Annotated in this window: 13 protein-coding genes and 1 pseudogene; 5 read left to right on the forward strand and 9 right to left on the reverse strand. The window is 70.9% G+C overall.

The window, feature by feature from the left end; genetic code table 11:
- The first annotated feature begins 70 nt into the window (after nt 1–70).
- A complete protein-coding gene (locus D451_RS0109705) occupies nt 71–1,270 on the forward strand; it encodes a glycosyltransferase family 4 protein (RefSeq protein ID WP_017534247.1) in 1,200 nt (399 codons plus the stop codon).
- 130 nt (nt 1,271–1,400) lie between these two features.
- Here D451_RS0109705 and D451_RS0109710 read toward each other — a convergent pair whose 3' ends face one another.
- Complete coding sequence (locus tag D451_RS0109710; RefSeq protein ID WP_014911662.1) at nt 1,401–2,729, reverse strand: pyridoxal phosphate-dependent aminotransferase; 1,329 nt, start codon at nt 2,727–2,729, stop codon at nt 1,401–1,403.
- Between the two features lie 149 nt (nt 2,730–2,878).
- On the opposite strand from D451_RS0109710, the gene D451_RS0109715 reads away from it, so the two are divergent.
- Nucleotides 2,879–3,829, forward strand: coding sequence for a LysR family transcriptional regulator (locus D451_RS0109715; protein ID WP_014908420.1), 951 nt, complete (start codon nt 2,879–2,881; stop codon nt 3,827–3,829).
- A gap of 93 nt (nt 3,830–3,922) precedes the next feature.
- On the opposite strand, the gene D451_RS0109720 is transcribed toward D451_RS0109715, so the two are convergent.
- The 3 genes from D451_RS0109720 to D451_RS0109730 form a co-directional block, all read right to left on the reverse strand.
- Complete coding sequence (locus D451_RS0109720; RefSeq protein WP_014910970.1) at nt 3,923–4,252, reverse strand: hypothetical protein; 330 nt, start codon at nt 4,250–4,252, stop codon at nt 3,923–3,925.
- Nucleotides 4,253–4,357: 105 nt separating this feature from the next.
- Nucleotides 4,358–5,581 carry a glycosyltransferase gene (locus tag D451_RS0109725; protein WP_014910333.1) on the reverse strand — a complete coding sequence of 408 codons (1,224 nt, stop codon included), beginning with the start codon at nt 5,579–5,581 and terminating at the stop codon, nt 4,358–4,360.
- Between the two features lie 46 nt (nt 5,582–5,627).
- Nucleotides 5,628–6,521 (reverse strand): DMT family transporter, encoded by an 894-nt coding sequence (locus tag D451_RS0109730; RefSeq protein ID WP_187294467.1) that lies wholly within the window; start codon nt 6,519–6,521, stop codon nt 5,628–5,630.
- A gap of 436 nt (nt 6,522–6,957) precedes the next feature.
- Here D451_RS0109730 and D451_RS0109735 point away from each other — a divergent pair, with 436 nt between their 5' ends.
- Entirely contained in the window at nt 6,958–8,598 is a 1,641-nt protein-coding gene (locus D451_RS0109735) for a beta-N-acetylhexosaminidase (RefSeq protein WP_014913580.1), read from the forward strand.
- 53 nt (nt 8,599–8,651) lie between these two features.
- Here the strand turns inward: D451_RS0109735 and D451_RS0109740 are convergent, their stop codons facing one another.
- Complete coding sequence (locus tag D451_RS0109740; protein ID WP_026124955.1) at nt 8,652–9,905, reverse strand: type III PLP-dependent enzyme domain-containing protein; 1,254 nt, start codon at nt 9,903–9,905, stop codon at nt 8,652–8,654.
- A 169-nt stretch (nt 9,906–10,074) separates the two neighbouring features.
- Entirely contained in the window at nt 10,075–11,115 is a 1,041-nt protein-coding gene (locus tag D451_RS0109750) for a glycerophosphodiester phosphodiesterase (protein ID WP_017534249.1), read from the reverse strand.
- A 244-nt stretch (nt 11,116–11,359) separates the two neighbouring features.
- On the opposite strand from D451_RS0109750, the gene D451_RS0109755 reads away from it, so the two are divergent.
- Together D451_RS0109755 and D451_RS0109760 are read left to right on the forward strand one after the other, a co-directional pair.
- A complete protein-coding gene (locus D451_RS0109755) occupies nt 11,360–12,835 on the forward strand; it encodes a hypothetical protein (RefSeq protein WP_017534250.1) in 1,476 nt (491 codons plus the stop codon).
- A 216-nt stretch (nt 12,836–13,051) separates the two neighbouring features.
- Nucleotides 13,052–14,854, forward strand: coding sequence for a gamma-glutamyltransferase family protein (locus tag D451_RS0109760; RefSeq protein ID WP_017534251.1), 1,803 nt, complete (start codon nt 13,052–13,054; stop codon nt 14,852–14,854).
- Nucleotides 14,855–15,247: 393 nt separating this feature from the next.
- On the opposite strand, the gene D451_RS0109765 is transcribed toward D451_RS0109760, so the two are convergent.
- The 3 genes and pseudogenes from D451_RS0109765 to D451_RS0109775 all read right to left on the reverse strand — a co-directional run bounded on the left by D451_RS0109765 (nt 15,248) and on the right by D451_RS0109775 (nt 19,350).
- A complete protein-coding gene (locus D451_RS0109765) occupies nt 15,248–16,426 on the reverse strand; it encodes a C40 family peptidase (protein WP_017534252.1) in 1,179 nt (392 codons plus the stop codon).
- Between the two features lie 193 nt (nt 16,427–16,619).
- Nucleotides 16,620–18,304, reverse strand: a pseudogene (locus D451_RS26365) (bifunctional 3'-5' exonuclease/DNA polymerase).
- Nucleotides 18,305–18,432: 128 nt separating this feature from the next.
- Nucleotides 18,433–19,350 carry a 2-hydroxyacid dehydrogenase gene (locus D451_RS0109775; RefSeq protein WP_017534253.1) on the reverse strand — a complete coding sequence of 306 codons (918 nt, stop codon included), beginning with the start codon at nt 19,348–19,350 and terminating at the stop codon, nt 18,433–18,435.
- Between the last annotated feature and the right edge of the window lie 57 nt (nt 19,351–19,407).

The raw sequence follows: 19,407 nt of genomic DNA on the forward strand, positions 1-19,407 counted from the left end.
AGCGTCCCCGGTTCACCCGCCGAGCCTAGCGTCGTGGACAGCGAGAACCCGGCGTTGGGAGCCCGTTCGCATGTCCCCCACCACCCCGCTCACCGTCCTCCCCCCGACCACCGATCACGGCCGTCCCCTGAGGGTGGCCATCGTGACCGAATCCTTCCTCCCCCAGGTCAACGGGGTCACCAACTCCGTGTGCCGTGTGGCCGAGCATCTGTCCGCCCGAGGCCACCGGGCCGTCATCCTGGCGCCCGGCCGCGGACCGTCCTCGTACGCGGGTCTCCCCGTCGTGCGTATGCCCGCCGTCCCCCTGCCCGTCTACCGCGACTTCGCGGTCGGGCTGCCCTTCCTCCGCACGATGACCGCGGCCCTGCGCTCCTTCGGCCCCGACGTGGTGCACCTGGCCTCCCCCACCGTCTTCGGCGCCACCGCCGTGGAGGTGGCCCGCCGCTGGGCGCTGCCGACCGTCGGCGTCTTCCAGACCGACCTGGCCGGTTTCGCCGGCCGCTACGGGCTGCCCTGGACCGGCGGCCTCTGGTCGTTGTTGCACAGGACCCACTCTGCGGTGGACCGCACCCTGGTCCCCTCCTCCGCCACGATGGAGGCCCTCTCCGCGCGTTCCTTCCCCCGGCTGGCACTGTGGCGACGCGGGGTGGACACCGTGCGCTTCTCCCCCGGTCACCGTTCCGAGGAATTGCGCCGCAGGCTCTCCCCGGACGGACGGACGCTCGTGGGATACGTCGGTCGTCTGTCCAAGGACAAACGGGTGGAGCTGCTCGCCCACGTCGCCCGACTGCGCGGTATCCGCCTGGTCGTGGTCGGGGAGGGCCCCGACCTCCCCCGGCTGCGCCGTCTCCTGCCGGACGCGGTGTTCACCGGACGACGCACCGGAGACGACCTCTCGCGTCTGTACGCGGCCCTGGACGTGTTCGTGCACACCGGGGCCGACGAGACGTTCTGCCAGACGGTCCAGGAGGCCCTGGCCTCAGGGGTGCCCGTGGTCGCCCCCGCCACCGGCGGGCCGCTGGATCTGGTGACCGACGGGCTCAACGGGCTGTTGTACACGCCCGACTCGGTACGGGAGTTGAGGGTGGCGGTGGGCCGACTGGCGCACAACCGGACGGTGCGGGCGTCCATGGCCGCCGCGGCACGTCCCTCGGTCGCCCACCGGACATGGGAGACGATCAACGAGGAGCTGATCGAGCACTACAGGTCGGTGATCGCCCCCAGCCGTGAACTGGCCGGAGAGCCGCTCCCCTCGCACAGGGAGCCCTGACCGCTCGAGAACGACGAAACGGGCCCCTCCCCGGGAGAGATATGGGGAGGGACCCGTTCGGGGTTGCCGCCGCGCCCCCTTAAAACGCGGCGGCACATCCACGAACCGGTCGGAGACCGACCGGATCGCTTCAGGCCCGGGCCACCTCGCGGCGGACCGGGATGACGGTGGAGGCGTGCTTCGGGCTCTCGGAGAGCACCGAGTCGAGCACCTCGGACAGGCGGGTCAGGTGGGCGCGGACCCACGGCAGGGCCAGCGGGTCACGCGCGGACAGGGCCGCGTAACGACGCTCCTCGGACTCGCCGTAGAGAAGGCTGGTGGCGACCCGCATGCGCAGGGCGTCGGTGCTCTCTCCGAACTCGACCGCGGGCAGGACGCCCATGCCGTACCGCTCCAGCAGCAGGCCTGTGAGCCCGGGGCCGGTGGTCACGCCGTGCAGCTCCGCGAGACGCTCGCGGAGAGGCTCGAAGTCCGGGTAGAGGTAGAAGGCGGCGGTCGGCGCGGCGACCGTGGCACCGGCCCGGGTGAAGACGTCGGTGACGGCGCGGGCCACGATGCCGTGCAGGCGGCGGCTGCGGTCGATGTGGTCGACGAGTTCGTCCGGCTCGGTGAAGGCGTACGACGCGGCCTCCTGGACGGGGGCCGCGGGGCTCGACCAGATCTCGCTGGCCACCCCGAGCAGGCCCCCGCGCAGACGGTGGCCGATCTCGGAGTCCGGCAGGCGCAGGACGCCGATCCGCCAGCCGCCCAGGGCCAGGTTCTTGCTCAGGCCGCTGGAGATGACGGTGCGCTCGGGCGCGTACTCCGCGGGGCTGTGCACGACGACGCGGTCCTCGCCCTCGGGGCCGAGGTGGACCAGGTCGCGGTAGATCTCGTCGGAGATGATGACGAGATCGAGTTCGCGGGCGACCTCGGCGAGGCGGCGGACGGTCTCGGCCGAGGCGACGGTGCCGGTCGGGTTGTCCGGGACGGTGACGACGACGGCGTTGACCGTACGTCCCTGCTCACGGGCGTCGGTGACGGCGGCGTGCAGGAGGTCGGGCTGGGGTACGCCGCCCTGGCCGGTGGCGGTCGGGACCATGATGGGGCGCTGTCCCACCAGGCGGCTCTGCGCGGCGTAGCTGACCCAACTGGGCGCGGCGATGGCGGTGTCCCCACCGATCTCCAGCAGGAGGCTGTAGAGCAGGGGCTTGCTTCCGGGACCGGCGATGACCATGCCGGGGTCGGTCGGCAGTCCCCGACGTTCCCAGTAACCGGCGGCGGCCTCGCGCAGGGCGGCCGATCCGGCGACGGGACCGTAGGCGTTGGCCCCGTTTCCGGCGGAGAGGCGGTCCCGCATGACCGGGTGCACCGGCAACCCGGCCTCCCCGAAGCCGAGCGGCAGAACACGCACCCCCTGGCGGCGCTTGTCGTTGAGAGCTTCGTTGACGGCGAGGGTGGCGGACACAGTGACGGTCATGGACGACTCATCTCCGACTGATCGATTAAGGCGCTGAGCCCCTGTTCGAACCGGTGATCCGCTGGGCGGACGACCTTTGACCCTCACCCTCCCCCGGAATCGCCATCAGTACAAGCGAGTCTTTTCGATGCTGAGCATAAGATGTCCTTATGCTCGATCTCCGTCGCCTCCAATTGCTCCGTGAGTTCAGCGTTCGAGGCACCATCGTCGCGACCGCGAACGCCCTCGGATACACGCCTTCGGCCGTCTCCCAGCAGTTGGCCACACTCGAACGGGAGACGGGGGTCGCGCTCTTGGACCGCTCCCCGAGAGGGGCCGAACTGACCGACGCCGGGCGGTTGCTGGTCACCCAGGCGGAGGAGATCCTGGCCTTGGTGGAGGCGACCGAATCCGTCCTCGCCGAACAGGCGGACATCGCTCTGGGCGTGGTGACCGTCACCGCCTTCCCGACCGCCGCGGTGGCCTTCGCCCCCCGGTTGGCTCCCCCGCTTCGCCGACACGAGGGCATGCAGCTCATCCTGCGTCAGACCCTTCTGGCCACCGGCACCCAGAAGGTGCGTTCACGCGAGGTCGACATCGCGATCATCGACGATTGGACCGGACAGGACCCGGGACGGGGGCCCGACAGCGGGCTGCGCCACGTCCACCTGTTGCGGGACCCGATGGTGCTGGCGGTCCCGGAGGACCACAGGCTGGCCGACCCGGACGTGCCCTTGGTGCTGGACCGGCTGTTGGGGGAATCGTGGATCGTGGCCCCGGCGGGAGAGCGCTCCCGGTACGGCACGGACTCCCTGTTCTCCGAGGTCGGCGGGTTGCCCGCGGCCACATGGGAGTTCGAGGGACTGGGCACGATCCTGAGTCTGGTCTCGAACGGGATCGGGATCGCAGCGGTCCCGGCGTTGGCGATGGTGGGCGCGCCGGCGGGGCTGGTCTACCGTCGGCTGCCCTCGCCCCCGGTCCGGCACCTGTACGCGGTGCTGCGGCCGGCCTCCCTGCGTCGCCCCTCGGTACGGGTGACCCTGGAGGCGCTCAGGCAGGCGGCGCGCGATGTGGAGGGGGAGATCGACCCTCTACCCTCCGGGGAGGAGCTCCCCTACTGAGGACGAGGGCGCACGACATCGAACGCGACGCGTCTCGGCGGACGTGTCACGTTCGACGATCGGGTTCGAGGACGGGCGCCGAGCGCGGCACCCTCACCCCTCGCCTCCCCGTTTGCGCGCCTTGTCGATCTTCTTGCGGAGTCGACGACAGACGTGGCGGGCCCGATCGCGATCGTCACGGGCGTTCCACCAACGCGCGTAGACTTCCAGTCTTCGTTTGCGCAGGGACTCCAGTTCGGCCTCCATCCGGCTCACCCGATGCTCCAGGTCGATGCGTTCGCGCTCGAACGACGACATGTCACGCTCGTGGGAGCCCGCCTCGCGTTCGGCGCTGTGCAGCCGCTCGTCGAGACCCTCGGTCGCGTTCACGCCCGCGGCGCTCCGGCCGAGGCCTACCTGTCCACTGATGCCTTCGAACCACACAACCTGTGTGTTTCCCGATGTGCCCCAAGATCACCGATGGCTACGCAAAGAATACGGAAAGTGGCCTAAGGCGCTTTTGTCCACTTTCTTAGGAATCCACCGCTTTCAAGCGACCAGAGAACGGTGTGAGGACGCCCGGAGCGTCCCCCGCCCCCTCAGGCTCTCGTAGACCCGCTCGAAGCGTTCGAGAGAACGCCGGTGATCGTGGCCCAGGGCCATCTCCCGACTGGCCGCCCCGAACCTCGATCGCTCCGGACCGAGCACCGTGACCAGCCGTTCCGCCAACAGCGCGTCGTCGCCCGGCGGGAAAAGGAAGCCATTGCGCCCCTCCTCCACCAGATGCGGCAACGCCATCGCGTCGGCGGCCACCACCGGCAGCCCCGTCGACATCGCCTCCAACGTGGCGATGCTCTGTAGTTCGGCCACGCCCGCGATCGCGAACGCGTCCGCCGCCGCGTACACCAACGGCAGATCCTCGTCGGGCACGAAGCCCAGGAAGAACACCCTGTCCCCCACGCCGAGACCGGCCGCGAGCGCGCGCAACTCCTCCTCGCACTGTCCCGTCCCGGCCAGGACCAACTGCGCGTCGCGCTCCGGAACGATCCTCGCCAACGCGCGAACGGTGTCGCCGATCCGCTTCTCCTCGTCCAGACGACCGACGAAGACCACCGTGTCACGGTCGGGAAGACCGAAACGGAGCCGCGCGCGAGCACGATCGCGGGGTCGGGGATGGAAACGTTCCAGGTCGATCCCGCACGAGATCGCCTCGACCTCCCGCGCGTACCCCTTCTCCCTCAGAAGCTCGGCGGCGCGCGGGGTCGGCGTGGTCACGTGGTCGGCCTCGGCCGCCACCCGGACCATGTCCCGCCAGGCCGCCGCGCCCGCGACCCGCTGCATCGGCCGCGGCACCCGGGCGTGCGCGTACAGGTTGTCCGGCATGAAGTGGTTGGTCAGCAGGACCGGGATCCCCACCGCGCGGGCCCGACGCAGCGCCGAACGGCTGAGCGTGAAATGGCTCTGGGTGTGGACGACGTCGGGGTCCAGCCGACCGAGGAGACGGGTGATGTGACCGCCCATGCCCAACGGCAGGGCCGCTCTCATGTGCTGTTGGAAGGGGATCGGGGCCGAACGCAGCCGGTGCTCGGTGACCGCCCCGTTCACCGTCACGTAGGGGTCCCCCTCGTCCGAGGGGCAGAGTACGTGGACGTGGTGCCCTCGCTCGGCCAGACCCTCGGCGAGACGGTGGGTGAAGTATCCGGCGCCGTTGACGTCGGGCGGGTAGGTGTCCGAGGCGATGAGCACGTTCAGAGGACGGGCGGACTGGGCCATGACGGGCACTCCTTCGTACGACGTGGTCCTGACGTTCGGTCGGGGGTCACCGCGGTCGGTGCCGCCTGGTGACGGTGGTGGTCGCGCGCCCCGGTGCCTCCGGGTTGCGATGTCGGGAACGGGCCAGGCTCACCGTCCCCAGGATCGCCGTGAGCGCGAAGATCCCGGCTCCGACCTGGGCGGCGAGCGTTCCGGGCACCCCTTCTCCGAGCAGGAGGGCCCCGATCCCCACCCCGACCACCGGGTCGGCGATGAGCAGGGTCGCGTAGGCGGCGGCGAAGTGGCCGGTCCGGTAGGCGTTCTGTAGGAGCAGGGCGCCGAAGACCGCGGTCACCACGGCCATCAGGGTGAGCCAGTCGAACAGCCGCAGCGGATCGGTCACGGCCCCGGCGGTGATCACCCGGGCCAGGCCCGAGGTCGTTCCGAGCGCGGCGCCACCCGCCAGGGCCAGGGCGAGCGCCCGGGCCCCGCTGGGCATCCAACGGGCGGTGAGGTAGACGATCGCCCCGAAGGCGATGATGGTGCCGGCCAGCGCCAGACCGGTCCCCGTCGACATGACGGGGGGCCGGGAGCTGTGCGGGAACAGCGACAGCACACCGGCCAGGCCGACCATCACCGCCACGCCCGCGACGATCTGCGAGACGCGGACACGCTGACGGTTGAAGAACGCCGACAGCACGATGGCGAACAGCAGGCCGGTGACCCCGATGGGCTGGATGATGGTGAGCGGGGCTCCGCTGAGCGCCACCAGGTGCAGAGAGGCGCCCAGCGCGGCGGCCCCGGTCCCCGCGAGCCAGCGCGGTTGGCGCAACAGGTGGAGGAGGAAACCCGCGCGGGCCACCTGTTCCCCCGGAGCCCGGACGGCGTCGCGTTCCTGGAGGGCCGAACCCAACGCCAGACTGAAGGCGCCCACCATGGCGATGAGCACGGACCACACCATCAGCGCCACCGTCCCGCCCCGCTCGGAACGGTCTCCCGCGTTCCCCGCATCCCCGGTACCCCCACCACTCGGTCGCGCCCGTGTCCGACAGGAGAACGGGTATGGCCAGAACAGTACGGTCGGGGCCGTGAGCAGGCGATAACGTCAGCCCCCGTCTCCTCGGTCGTGTCACCCCCACCTCGGAGAGAGGGGTAGACCCGACCACCGGGCGAGGGCGTTCGGCGCGCGATCGCGTTTCGGCGACGCCGACATCGGTCCTCTGTCCCTACGTCTCCCGCAAAAGCCGGTGCGTTAAGAGCCTTTCGGGGTCAAAAGTAGGTATTGGGTAGCCCTAAAAAAGGGACCCTCACGACCGTTAGACGGTGGGGCTGTGCCTCGTTCGGCGAGCGTGACACTATGTCCGGTATTGGTCTAGACCGGATAGGAGCAGTACTCCATGTCTGACAACCCCCGCACCTCACCCATGTCCCTGGTCCCTCTCCCCCGCGAGATCAGGACGGAAGGAGAGGAGGGGCTGGTGCTCACCGCCACCACCCGTCTCTCGGCCGACAACGAGGCCAAGGGCACCCTCTCCTGGCTCCGGCGCGAGCTCGGCGCCGCGACCGGTCTGCCCCTGAACGTCGGCGAGGAGGAGGACGCCCGGATCCGGTTGAGCGTCGATCCGACCGCGGGCCTCGGCCGTGAGGGCTACCGTCTGATCGTCGACGGGGAGGGCGCCATCATCGTCGGCAACGACCCCGCCGGTGTCTTCTACGGAGCCCAGACCCTGCGCCAGCTCCTCCCCGTCGACGCCTACCGTGACGCGCCCTTGGGCGAGGAGACCGTCTGGCGACTCCCCGCGGTGCACATCACCGACGCCCCCCGATTCCGATGGCGCGGGGCCATGCTGGACATCGCCCGGCACTTCCAGCCCAAGCGCGAGATCCTGCGCTTCATCGACCTGCTGGCCCTGCACAAGCTCAACGTGCTGCACCTGCACCTGACCGACGACCAGGGATGGCGGATCGAGATCCGTCGCTACCCCCGCCTGACCGAGGTGGGCTCCTGGCGGACCGAGAGCCAGGTCGGCACCTCCAAGCCCCCCGTGTTCGACGGTCGACCGCACGGCGGTTTCCTCACCCAGGACGACATCCGCGAGATCGTGGCCTACGCCGACGCCCGCCACGTCACGGTCGTCCCGGAGATCGACGTGCCCGGGCACTCCCAGGCCGCCATCCACGCCTACCCCGAACTGGGCGAGGTCGGAGAGATCCCGGTCGGCACGCAGTGGGGCATCTTCGAGGAGGTGCTGGCGGTCACCGACAACGTGCTGGAGTTCTACAAGAACGTCTTCGACGAGCTCATCGAGCTGTTCCCCAGCACCTACGTGCACGTGGGCGGGGACGAGTGCCCCAAGACCCAGTGGAAGAACAGCGAGTCGGCGCAGAAGAGGATCCGGGAGGAGGGCCTCGCCGACGAGGACGAGCTCCAGAGCTGGTTCATCCGACAGTTGGACGACCACCTGACCGCCCGGGGCCGGCGTCTGCTCGGCTGGGACGAGATCCTCGAGGGCGGTCTGGCCCCGGGCGCCACGGTGATGTCCTGGCGGGGCGAGGAGGGCGGGATCGACGCCGCGCGCGCCGGCCACGACGTGATCATGGCCCCCACCGCCACGTCCTACCTGGACTACAAGCAGTCCGAGAGCCCCGACGAGCCCGTCCCCGTGGGCACCCTCCTTCGGGTGGAGGACGTGTACGACTCCGGGATCGTCCCGTCCGGTCTCACCGAGGAGGAGACCGAGCACGTGCTGGGCGCCCAGATGAACCTGTGGAGCGAGCACGTCGACAACGCGCGCCGGCTCGACTACATGGTCTTCCCGCGGCTGACCGCCTTCTCGGAGAAGGTGTGGTCCTCCCACGAACGCGACTACGCCGCCTTCGAACCGCGCCTTCGGGAACACCTGCGCCGCCTGGACGCGGCGGGGGTGGAGTACCGCCCCCTGGACGGTCCTCGTCCCTGGCACACCCGTCCCGGTGTGTACGGCTGGGGCTACTCCCCCGACGGTGAGGCGCCCGAGCAGGGCCACGACCGGGCCTGAGCCCGCGCGGGGGCGGTGCGAGCGCACCGCCCCCGCGTTCGACCGCGGGAGGCTCAGAAGTAGGTGGCGATGACGTCGACCACCCGGTCCTCGTCATCGACGACCGGGATGATCCGCCAACGGTCGAAGGCCGTGCACGGGTGGGAGATCCCGAAGGAGACCAGATCCCCCGGGCGCAGGGTGGTACCGGAGGACACCTCGAGGTAGGCGTGGTGGTCGTTGAGCCCGACCACCTCGATCCCCTCCGCCGGCACGGTCTCCCCGTCCACGCGGCGTACCACCCGGGGGATCGGATACCCCTGGTCGTGGTTGGCCTCGCGGCGGCCCATCCCGGCGATCGCCAGGCCCTCCTCCGGGACCGAGGTGATCTGCGCCCACAGTTCGAGGGCGCCGGCGAGGGCCTCCGGACCCTCGGGAAGACGGTTGTAGGGGGTCGTGCGCCGGTAGAGCCCGTCGTCGTGGGCGACGTAGGCGCCACTGCGCAGGATCGGGACCACGTCCTCGCGGCCGCCCAGGGCGTCGGCGACCAGGTCGAACCAGGCGCTGCCGCCGACGGAGAGCACCGGCCGTTCCAGACCGTGCTCCCCGACCAGGGCCGACGCGTCTTCGAGGAGATCGTCCAGGAATCCCCGCACACCCTCGGCGTCGCCGAGCTGTCCCTCGTAGCCCGCGACCCCGGCGAGCTCCAGTCCCGGCGCGTTCACGACCTCGCGGGCGATCGACAGTACGCCCTCGCGTGTCCGTCGCCCCGTACGGCCGCCGGGGGTCCCCCGTTCGACCAGCACCCGGAGCGGGCGGCCGTTCTCGCGCGTGACTCCGCCGGGCGCCGAGGCCTCCGAGGCGATCGCGACGCCCTCCGAGGAGTCGACGTAGAAGAGGAACTCGAAGTCGGGATCGGCGTCGAGCTCGGCGACCGCCCAGCTCAAGGCCTTGGGGTCGAGCAGCTCGTTGGCGACCAGGATCCGACTCACCCCGAAGCCGCGGAAGGCCAGTGCCTGGCCCGCGGTGGCCGCGGTGATCCCCCAGGCCCCCGCCTCGATCTGACGCCGGGTGATGACCGGAGACATCGCGGTCTTGCCGTGCGGGGCGAACAGCAGACCGCGCTCCCGGGAGAAGTCGGAGAGCGCGGAGAGGTTGCGGTCCAGGTCCGAGGCGCGCAACACCATGAGCGGCCAGGTGAACGGCCCGGTGAACAGATGATCCCGACGAGAGGCGAACTCGTCGAGGGTGATGGGATCCCTCGGCCACCACAGGCCCTTGGTGTGCCGGTCGATGTACTCCTCGGGGACGGACAGCCGGTCGCTCACGTGGTCTCCGCTTCCTGGCCGGCCCGGTTCCGGAAGGTGCCGTTCGGGCTCCTCCGGAACCGGGTGCTGAGGTTCGTTCCGGCACCGATCATCGCACCGACGTCGAGAGCCGTCGGAGACCGGGGCCGCCGGATCGATCCTCGCCCCACGACCGGGGCGGAAGGAGCGGCTAGTCCTCGTCCTGCCCCTGATCGTCGTCGTTCTCGTCCTGCCCCTGGTCGTCCTCCGTCGACCGCTCACGCTCGGCGAGGAACTCGTCGATGACGTCCCGGCCCACGGCGGGGACGTCGGTGATGAACCCGTCGACCCCGGTCTCCAGGGTCCGGCGCATCTGCTCGGGGTCGTTGATCGTGTACGGCATGATCTCCAGGCCCGCCTCGTGGACGGCGGACACGTAGTCGGCGTCGACGTCCTTGTAGGAGGGGTTGATCATGCGGGCCCAGGAGTACTCCTCGATCCGGTCCACGGGGACCAGGCCGAGCAGACCGTGCGGAACGGAGGGCAGCAGCTCCTGGGACAGCTCGGTGGACTCCCAGTCGAAGCTCTGCACCACGAGGCGGTGCGGCTCGTCGGGCGAGTCGGGCATCAGCCAGTAGGGGCTCCGCGCCAGTTCGTCCGCGATCCGCTTCTCGATCCCGGGGTAGAGCTCGGGGGCCTTGATCTCCAGGAGCAGGTTCATCTCGTGTTCCTGGAGGCGGTCCAGGACCTCGCGCAGGTCGGGGACCGGTTCGCCCGTGTACTCGGGCCCGAAGGAACTTCCGGCGTCGAGGCGGCGGATCTCCTCCATCGTGAAGTCGCCGACGTCGTAGGGCGCCCGGCCGGGGAAGACCTCGGCGACGTCGGTGGTGCGTTCGAGCGTGGTGTCGTGCATGATGACGAGCTCGTCGTCCGCGGTGAGCTGGACGTCGACCTCGACGGTCTCCGCGCCGAGTCGGTCGGCCTCGTCGATGGCCGCGAGGGTGTTCTCGGGCGCGGTGCCCGAGGCCCCTCGATGGGCGACGGCGATGATCGGGCGGGACGAGGTCTCGGAGTCGAGTCCGACGCGCTGCGCCCCGGGGCCGGCCGAACCGGTGGTGGTCGGTGTGGTCGTCTCACGTTCCTGCGGAGCGAGAGCGGACGTGGTCGCGAGAGCGGGGCTCGCGAGAACGGACAACGAGAGTGTTGTGACTCCGACGATGAAACCGATGCGCTGGTGCACCGGGCCTCCCATATTCGCGTGGACTGGCCGACTGCACCCTTCAGGGTGAGCGCGCCCGGTGACCTGTCGGTGACCGTGCGCGGAGCAGTCGGTGATCCGCCGCCCATCTTCTGGTGGCCGAAACCACCATGACCGACGAATCTCACCCTATGTATGCCTTTGGCTACTTCATGTCCGATTTTTGACTACAAGCCCTTCGATAAACACGGAGGGTCTTGAAAAAATCACTAGCAGTAGTCGATGGGAAGGAACACGCATGCGCAAGCACCACAAGAGGTGGGTCGCGCTCCTCGGCGCCGCCGCGATCTCGACCTCGGGTCTGGTCGGCCTCGCCGGAACGGCGGCGGCGGACGACAGGGACGCCCAGGCGTTCGCCTGGCCGATGATCGAACAGGGGACGTCCTCGTACAGCATCGACGGGTACGAGATCGGCTACCTTCCCCCGGAACTGGGCGACTACGGCATCAACGCCACGTCCACGACGGACCGTCACGGGGACCGGGAATCACGTGTCTCGTGGGTCCGAGGCCCCGACCAGCTCTACGCCCGGGTCGGGATCCTGCGCTCCGAACGCGTCCAGGACCTGGAGGACCTCCGGGAGAGCCGCTACAGCCACCTGTCCAAGGACTCGTTGGAGGCGCTCCCCGAGAGCGAGACGTTCCCGAGCGGGGCCTATCTGTCCGAGGAGACCGGCGACCTCTTCTGGGTCGAGGAGCCGGGCATCGCCGTCACCACGCATCTGCGCCCCGAACTGTGGGATCGGGCCGAACTGCTGCGGATGGCCGAGGCGGTCGCCCCGTTGGACGACCGCGCCGCGATCGAGAACGTGCCTGCGACGACCGAGGAACCCGCGGCCGAGACCGTCGCCGTGGAACCCGTGACCGAGGAGGCCGCCGCGGAGGCCGTGTCCGAGGAGGTGTCGGTGGAGGAGACCCCCGCCGAGGAGGCCGCCGCTCAGGCCGGGCCCGCCTCCGGTCAGGGGGAGGTCGAGACCCCCGCCGAGCAGGCCCCCGCCGAGGAGACCGCCGTCGAGGAGACCGCCGTCGAGGAGACCGCTGTCGAGGAGGGCCAGGCCGAGGCACCCACCGAGGAGGTCGCCGAAGAGGCGCCCGCCCAGGAGGGGGCCACCGAGGTGACGGCCCCCGAGGCCCCGGCCGAGGAGAGCGAATCCGAGGGCGTCGGGCTCCCCGAAGGCGTCACCTCGCGTGAGGTGAAGACCTGTCTGATCGAACGCTTCGTCGACCTCGACACCGGGGAGAGCCGACTCGACCGGTCTCGGATGACCCCCACCGCCGAGCGGTACCTCGACGAGGCGTTGGCCGCGAAGCCCTTGGACGACACCGGCCGCGACCGTCTGCTCGCCACCGTCTGGTACTACGGCGACGAGGGCGACAAGGTCGCGGCGACCGACGATTGCGCCCAGCGCTTCTCGCTTCGGGACGAGGAGGTCGAGGGCGTGCTCGGCCAGGTCTCCGACCTGATCGCCGGGATGGTCCGCGACGCGGAGGAGGTGGCCTTCGGTTCGGAGGAGACCACCGAGGAGGCCCCGGCCGAGGCGCCCGTCGAGGAGGTCGCCCCCGAAGCGACGGACACCGCCGAGGGCACCGAGACCACGACCCGGGAGAGCGCGGAGCAGGAGAGCCCCGAGCTCGTCATCGACCCGATCGGCGCGGCCGAGTGGAACGAACTCCTGGACTCACTGCCCTGGAGCCTTCCGGGTACGACCCGCTAGGACGAAGGGAGCGATCTCCCGTCCGATCGATCGGCCCGGGGTCGGCGCGTACCCGCCGGCCCCGGGTTCTCTTCGTCCACTCCCCACCCCTCTCCCCCCAGAACCTCCCATTCGCCCTCAATTCACCAGAACTCATGCTGTACCGTCACCCTCGTCCGATCGGCACGCCCCGCCCCGATGGTCCGGCCATCCCCCATCCCACAGGAGGACGAGTCCATGTCCGGTTTCACCACACGACCCCAACTCCGCGGCGACTTCGGCATGATCGCCTCCACCCACTGGCTGGCCAGCGCCACCGGCATGTCCGTCCTCGAACGCGGCGGCAACGCCTTCGACGCGGCCGTCGCCGCGGGCTTCACCCTCCAGATCGTCGAACCCCACCTGAACGGCCCGGGCGGTGAGGTCCCGATCATCTTCCAGGCGGCCGGCCGTGCCCCCCGCGTGCTCTGCGGCCAGGGCGTCTCCCCCGCCGCCGCGACCATCGAGGCCTTCGCCGGCCGGGACCGCATCCCCGGCAGCGGTGTTCTGGCCGCCACCGTCCCCGGCTCCTTCGACGCCTGGATGCTCCTGCTCCGCGACCACGGCACCATGAGCGTCCGCCAGGTCCTCGACCACGCCATCGGCCTGGCCGAGCGCGGCTACCCCGTCCTCCCCCGGATCGCCGCGGCGATCGAGAACCTCCGTCCGGTCTTCTCCGAACACTGGGCCGGATCCGCCTCCGTCTACCTGCCGCACGGCGTCCTCCCCACCGCCGGATCCCGCCTGAACAACCCCCTGCTCGCCGCCACCTACCGGCGGATCGTCGCCGAGGCCGAGGCCGCCGGCGGCGACCGCGAGGCACAGATCGACGCGGCCCGCCGCGCCTGGTCCCAGGGGTTCGTGGCCGAAGCCGTCGGCGCCTTCCTCGCCAAGCCCGTCGTCAACGGCCGCGGAGAACCCGAACGGGCCCTGCTGACCGCGGCGGACATGGCCGACTGGAGCGCGTCCTACGAGGACCCGGCCTCCGTGACCTATGGTCACCACACCGTGCACAAGACCGGCCCTTGGGGTCAGGGCCCCACGATGCTCCAGCAGCTCCGCATGGCCGAGGTCCTCGGCCTCGGATCCGACGTACGCGAGGGGGTCGGTGTCGACTTCGTGCACGGGGTCACCGAGGTCGCCAAGCTCGCCTTCGCCGACCGTGAGGGCTGGTACGGCGACCCCGACTTCGTCGACGTCCCGATCGACGGGCTGTTGAGCTCCGGGTACGCCGAGGAGCGCGCCCGTCTGGTCGACCGGGAACGCAGCCTTCTCGACCCGCGTGCGGGCTCCCCCGACGGCCGTCCGCCCTTCGACGCGCCGCTGTACCTGGCCGACGAGACCCCCGGGGACCGCACCACCGGTGAGCCCACCGTGCGCAACGCGGCCATCGGCTCGCCCACCGACCACCGCGGCGATACCTGCCACGTGGACGTCGTGGACGCCGACGGCAACATGGTGTCGGCGACCCCGAGCGGCGGCTGGCTCAGCAGCTCCCCCGTCATCCCCGAGCTCGGCTTCCCGCTCGGTACCCGCGCCCAGATGTTCTGGCTGGACCCGGCCTCGCCCAACTCCCTCGCCCCGAGGAAGCGACCTCGGACCACCCTGTCGCCCACCCTGGTCACGCGCGAGGACGGTCAGGCGGTCCTGGCCATCGGCACCCCCGGCGGCGACCAGCAGGACCAGTGGACGACCACCGCGCTGTTGCGCGTGCTCAACGGGGTGGACGACCTCCAGGAGGTCCTGGACACCCCGATGTTCCACACCAACGCCTTCGCCAGCTCCTTCCACCCGCGCGAGACGATCCCCGGGGACCTGACCGTCGAGCCCGGCATCGGCGAGGAGAACATCGAGGAGCTCCGTCGACGCGGCCACCGCGTCCAGGTCGCCGCCCCCTGGTCCCTGGGTCGTCTGGCCGCCGTGGCCCGCGACCCCGAGACCGGTGAACTGCGCGCCGCCGCCGACGCGCGCGTGATGCAGGGGTACGCCGCCGGCCGGTGAGGCCATGAGGCCCGGTGCTCCCCCGCCGGGCCTCTCCCGGCGTCTCGCCGAGGACCGCGTTCCACGTCGGTCGTGCCCGGGAGGAACGGTGCTTTGGGGTGACTTGAGGCGCCGTGCGCGCCTTGGTCGGACCTCTTGCCAAATCGTCCGGTCACTGCTTACCTAGACCCTGTGCCAAGGCGCCCTCGGCGATCGCCGATCATGGTGCGCCCTCACAACTCCATACCACCAACACAGGGTTGACGACCGCTGTCTCCCCCTCCCTCAGCGGTGACCCTGTCTCCCCTCCTGACCGAGGCCTGCCTTCCCCTCCCGGCGGTTGTTCGGACAAGGAGAAGACGGGCCGCGGTGCCACCGGAAGGTGACACCGCGGCCCGTCTCCGTTCCACCCGGTCAGGTCTGGACGCGCACCGCGCCCGCGTAGTTCTCGGTCCGGACCGGGGTGACCCGGACGTCCAGGCCGGTCCTCGGGGCCTCCAGCATCTGGCCGTCGCCGAGGTAGATGGCCACGTGCGAGATGTAGTCGGGCGCCGTCGGGTCCGAGCGCCAGAAGATGAGGTCTCCCCGCCGAAGGTCGTCCCACTCCACCCGGGGGCCCGCGTTCCACTGGTCGTGGGTGACCCGCGGAATGCTCACGCCCGCCTCGGCGAAGGCCCACTGGAGCAGCCCCGAGCAGTCGAAGCCCACGTTCGGGGTGGTGCCGCCCCACACGTAGGGCACGCCCAGCTGGCTCTCCGCCTTGGCGATGACCTGCTCGATCACGCTGGGCGGTACGACGTCGCCGTCCTCCAGCGGCTCGGGGGCGTCCGCCACGAGCTGGAGCTGGGTGTCCTCGCCGAGGGCCTCGCCCAAGGCCTCGTGCAGTTCCCACAGGTCGGCGTCGGGCGCCGAGATGATCAGGGCGTTGCCCTCGGGCATACCGAGCTCGCGTGCGCGCTCGCGGGAGACCAGCGCGTCGATCCCGGCGATACCCGAGGTGGCGTGGGTCCACACCTCCATGGGCACCCGACCGTGGGCCCCTGCGAGGGTGACGTCCCCGCCGACCTCGAGCTCGCGCTCGGTGCCCGCGTCCTTGGACAGGGCGATGTGGCCTTCGGCGACGCCCTGCCAGACCTCGTCGGACTCGGCCGAGGGACGAGGTGCGTGGTTGCGGAAGGTGGAGGGGTTCACCCCCAGCACGGAGGTGGTCTCCCCGTCGAGGGCGACGCGGGCCGCGTCGACGGTCAGGACGTTCTCCACCCCGGAGACCCGACGGACCTCGTCGACCGCCTCACGGGGCAGGGGTGCGTCGGAGACCGCGAAGTACTCGACGGAACGGGCCTCCTTATAGGGGGCCACGTAGGTGTCGCCGCGAAGTTCGTCGACGTCGGCGACGTCCGGCGACTCACTCGCCTCGGCGGCGATCCGGGGCTGGGAGCCACTCGGCACGCCATCGTCGAGAGAGGTCTGGTGGGACGGTGGGGGCCTGTCGTCGATCACGGGTTCGGCCAGGGCCGGGGATGCCCCGAAGGCCGTGAAGGCGACCGCCAAGGCGGCCGTGGTGCCCGCACACGTTCTGAGACGGTTCCGCACGGGGGTCGATCACCCTTTCTGCGACCGCGGCGCGCGGGGGAAGCGCTGCGGCACACGGCCCTCGGTTGAAGTGTTCGCGTCCCAGAATGAGCGCACCCGGCCCCGTTTTCAAGAATCCCACGCCGTCCGATATCGGACGTCTACCTTTCGTCCAGGTGACGGATGGGAGAACGCATCGGGCTCTCGCCTCCGATCAGGTCTTCGCGTAACAGTCGGTGACCGAGATGTCGAGGGGGAAGCGCACCGGGGTGTCACCGAAGAGGGTCGTACGGGTGAGGGCCTCGGCCCGATGGATCGCCCGGACCGTCTCCTCCGCCAGTTCCTCGGGAACGTGGAGGACGACCTCGTCGTGAACGAAGAAGACGATCCCGCAGCCCTCGGGCATCGATGGCGACTCCTGACGTAGTGAGGCCAGCAGCACCAGGGCCCACTCCGCCGCGGTGGCCTGGACGACGAAGTTCCGGGTGAAGCGGCCGTGGGCGCGACGTCGCCGCTCTCCGTCCGCGCGCGCGATCGTGGCCGTCCAATCGCTCGGCGCGGGGGAGGTCCGTCCGAGCCAGGAACGAACGATGCCGCCGCCCTCTCCGGTCCGGGCCGCGGCGTCCACGTAGCCCAGGGCCCTCGGGTACAGACGCCGCATCGTGGCCAGCAACGGCGCGGCGTCGCCCGAGGTCTGTCCGTACATGGCGGAGAGCATCCCGATCTTCGCGCGTTCTCGGTCGTCCCCCACGTGCGCGGCCAGGCGGGCGTACAGGTCCTCCTCCGCCGCGGCCTCCGCCAGGGCGCGGTCCCCCGAGACGGCCGCGAGGACCCTCGGTTCGAGCTGCCCGGCGTCGGCGCGGATCAGGAGCCGCCCCGGGTCCGCCCGGACCGCGCCCCGAACCGCTTTGGGGATCTGTAGGGCGCCGCCGCCCCGGGTGGCCCAACGTCCCGAGACGACACCGCCCACGACGTAGTCGGGACGGAACCGGCCCGTTCTCGGCCCGTCGGGGTGTTCGGGGTCGCGCCTCTCCTCGACCCAGGTCTCCAGCCAGCTCCACCCGTTGGCCGAATGGAGTCGGGCGAGTTCCTTGTACCTCAGCAGGAGTGGGACGACGGGGTGATCGATCCGCTCCAGCACCCAGGATCGGGTGGACTCGACCGGGTGCCCCACCCAGGCCATGGCCCTCAGCACCTGGGCCGGCGAGTCGGGGTTCACCTCGTGCCCCACCACCTCGCCGATCCGAGCGGCCAGTTCGGCCAGGACACGGGGACGCTGCCCGGCGGGAGGCCGGGGGCCGAGGATCTCGGTGAGGATCCGGTCGTGGACGTCGGGCCGCCAGGGAAGGCCGTCGTGACTCATCTCCACCGCCGCCAGCGCCCCGGCCGACTCGACCGCGACGAGGAGCGAGAACCGAGCGGGGGCGGGAGATTCCGCCACACGCTCGCGTTGCCCACGATGGACCTCGATGAGCGCGTCGAGCCGGTCCGTGCCGGGCGGCAGGGTGGAACGGTCGGCCTCGAACAGGGTCGGCTGGGCCGTCGTCCCCTCTCCCGACCGTCGCACGGGATCGTCGGGGACGGCGCGGCCTGGGCCCGGGCCCAGGCCGCGCCCAGCGAGCGCGGTTCGCCGTGCCGGGCCGCGTGCCCGAGCAGGAGGGCCTCGGTGAGCTCGACGTCGTGGCAACGGCGCACCCGTACCCCGGCCCGGACCAGCTCCGGGTAGACGTCCTCGGTGGCCGCCCAGATCCAGCGCGGCGGTTCCCCCGCCTCTCCCTCGATCCGGCCGACCTCGGCCGCCAGGTCGTCCACGTGACGGGCCGGGCCGACCGGCGCACCGCCGTCGAGCTCCCTCAGCCGGCCTCCACCCTCCCCGTCGGGGACCACCGCGATACGCATACCGCCAGTCTCCTCCTCGGGTACGACGAACGGGAGGAGACCCGCGACGAACATCGCCCCCTGGTCACGCGGCCACGCGAGGCGACCGTCCCACCCGGAGGGCTCTCTCCGGGCGGGGCGGCGGTCGATCAGCGTCCGGGGCGCACGACGTTGGAGAGCGCCTCGCCCTTCGCCCACCGGGCCAGCTGCTCGTCCATGAAGGCGCGGGCCCGCGGGTAGAAGGCCGCCGAACCGCCCGCCACGTGCGGGGTGAAGTACACGCCGGGGGCCTCCCAGAGCGGGTGTTCGACCGGCAGCGGTTCGGGATCGGTGACGTCCAGCGCCGCGCGGATCCGCCCGTTCTCGGCGATCAGGGCCTCGGTGTCCAGAACGGGGCCGCGCCCGACGTTGACGACCAGGGCGTCGTCGCGCAACAGGGAGAACTCGCGCCGACCGAACAGGCCGCGGGTGGCCTCGGTGAGCGGGGTGACCAGGACGACCACGTCGACCTCCGGCAACAGCGCGTGCAATTCGTCCACGCCGTGCACGTCCTCGTCCGGCCGTGCCCGCCCGGCGACCCGGACCACCTCGGTCTCGAACGGCAGCAGGCGCCGTTCGATCGCCCGGCCGATGCTGCCGTATCCGACGATCATCACCCGGGAGTCGGCCAGGGAACGCTGCGGGCTCGGGGTCCACCGACGTTCGCGCTGGTCGATCGCCCACCGCGGCAGTTCACGCTGCGCGGCGAGGATGAGAGCGAGCGTGTGCTCGGCGGTACTGGCGTCGTGCAGCCCCCGCCCGTTGCACAGGGTGACGTGGTCGGGCACCAGGTCGAGCACCTGCTCGTACCCGGCCGAGACCAACTGGAGGACGCGCAGTTCCGGCATTCGGCCGATGATGTCCAGCCGTTCGTCCACTCCCTGGGTGGAGGGGACGTAGGGTACCTGGTAGAAGGTGACGTCCTCCAGTTCGGCCGGAGCCGGCCCTCCGGCGTACAGGTCGACGTGGAGCGAGTCGGGAGCGTTGTCCCTGTTCTGTTCCCACTGCACCAGTGCTCGGCCGCCCATGACGTGCGTCCTCCCTCGGTATTGGTCCGTGTCACGCGACACCCTAGACGCTCACCT

The sequence above is a fragment of the Nocardiopsis alba DSM 43377 genome (genome assembly GCF_000341225.1).
In the GTDB taxonomy this organism is placed as follows: Bacteria; Actinomycetota; Actinomycetes; order Streptosporangiales; family Streptosporangiaceae; genus Nocardiopsis; species Nocardiopsis alba.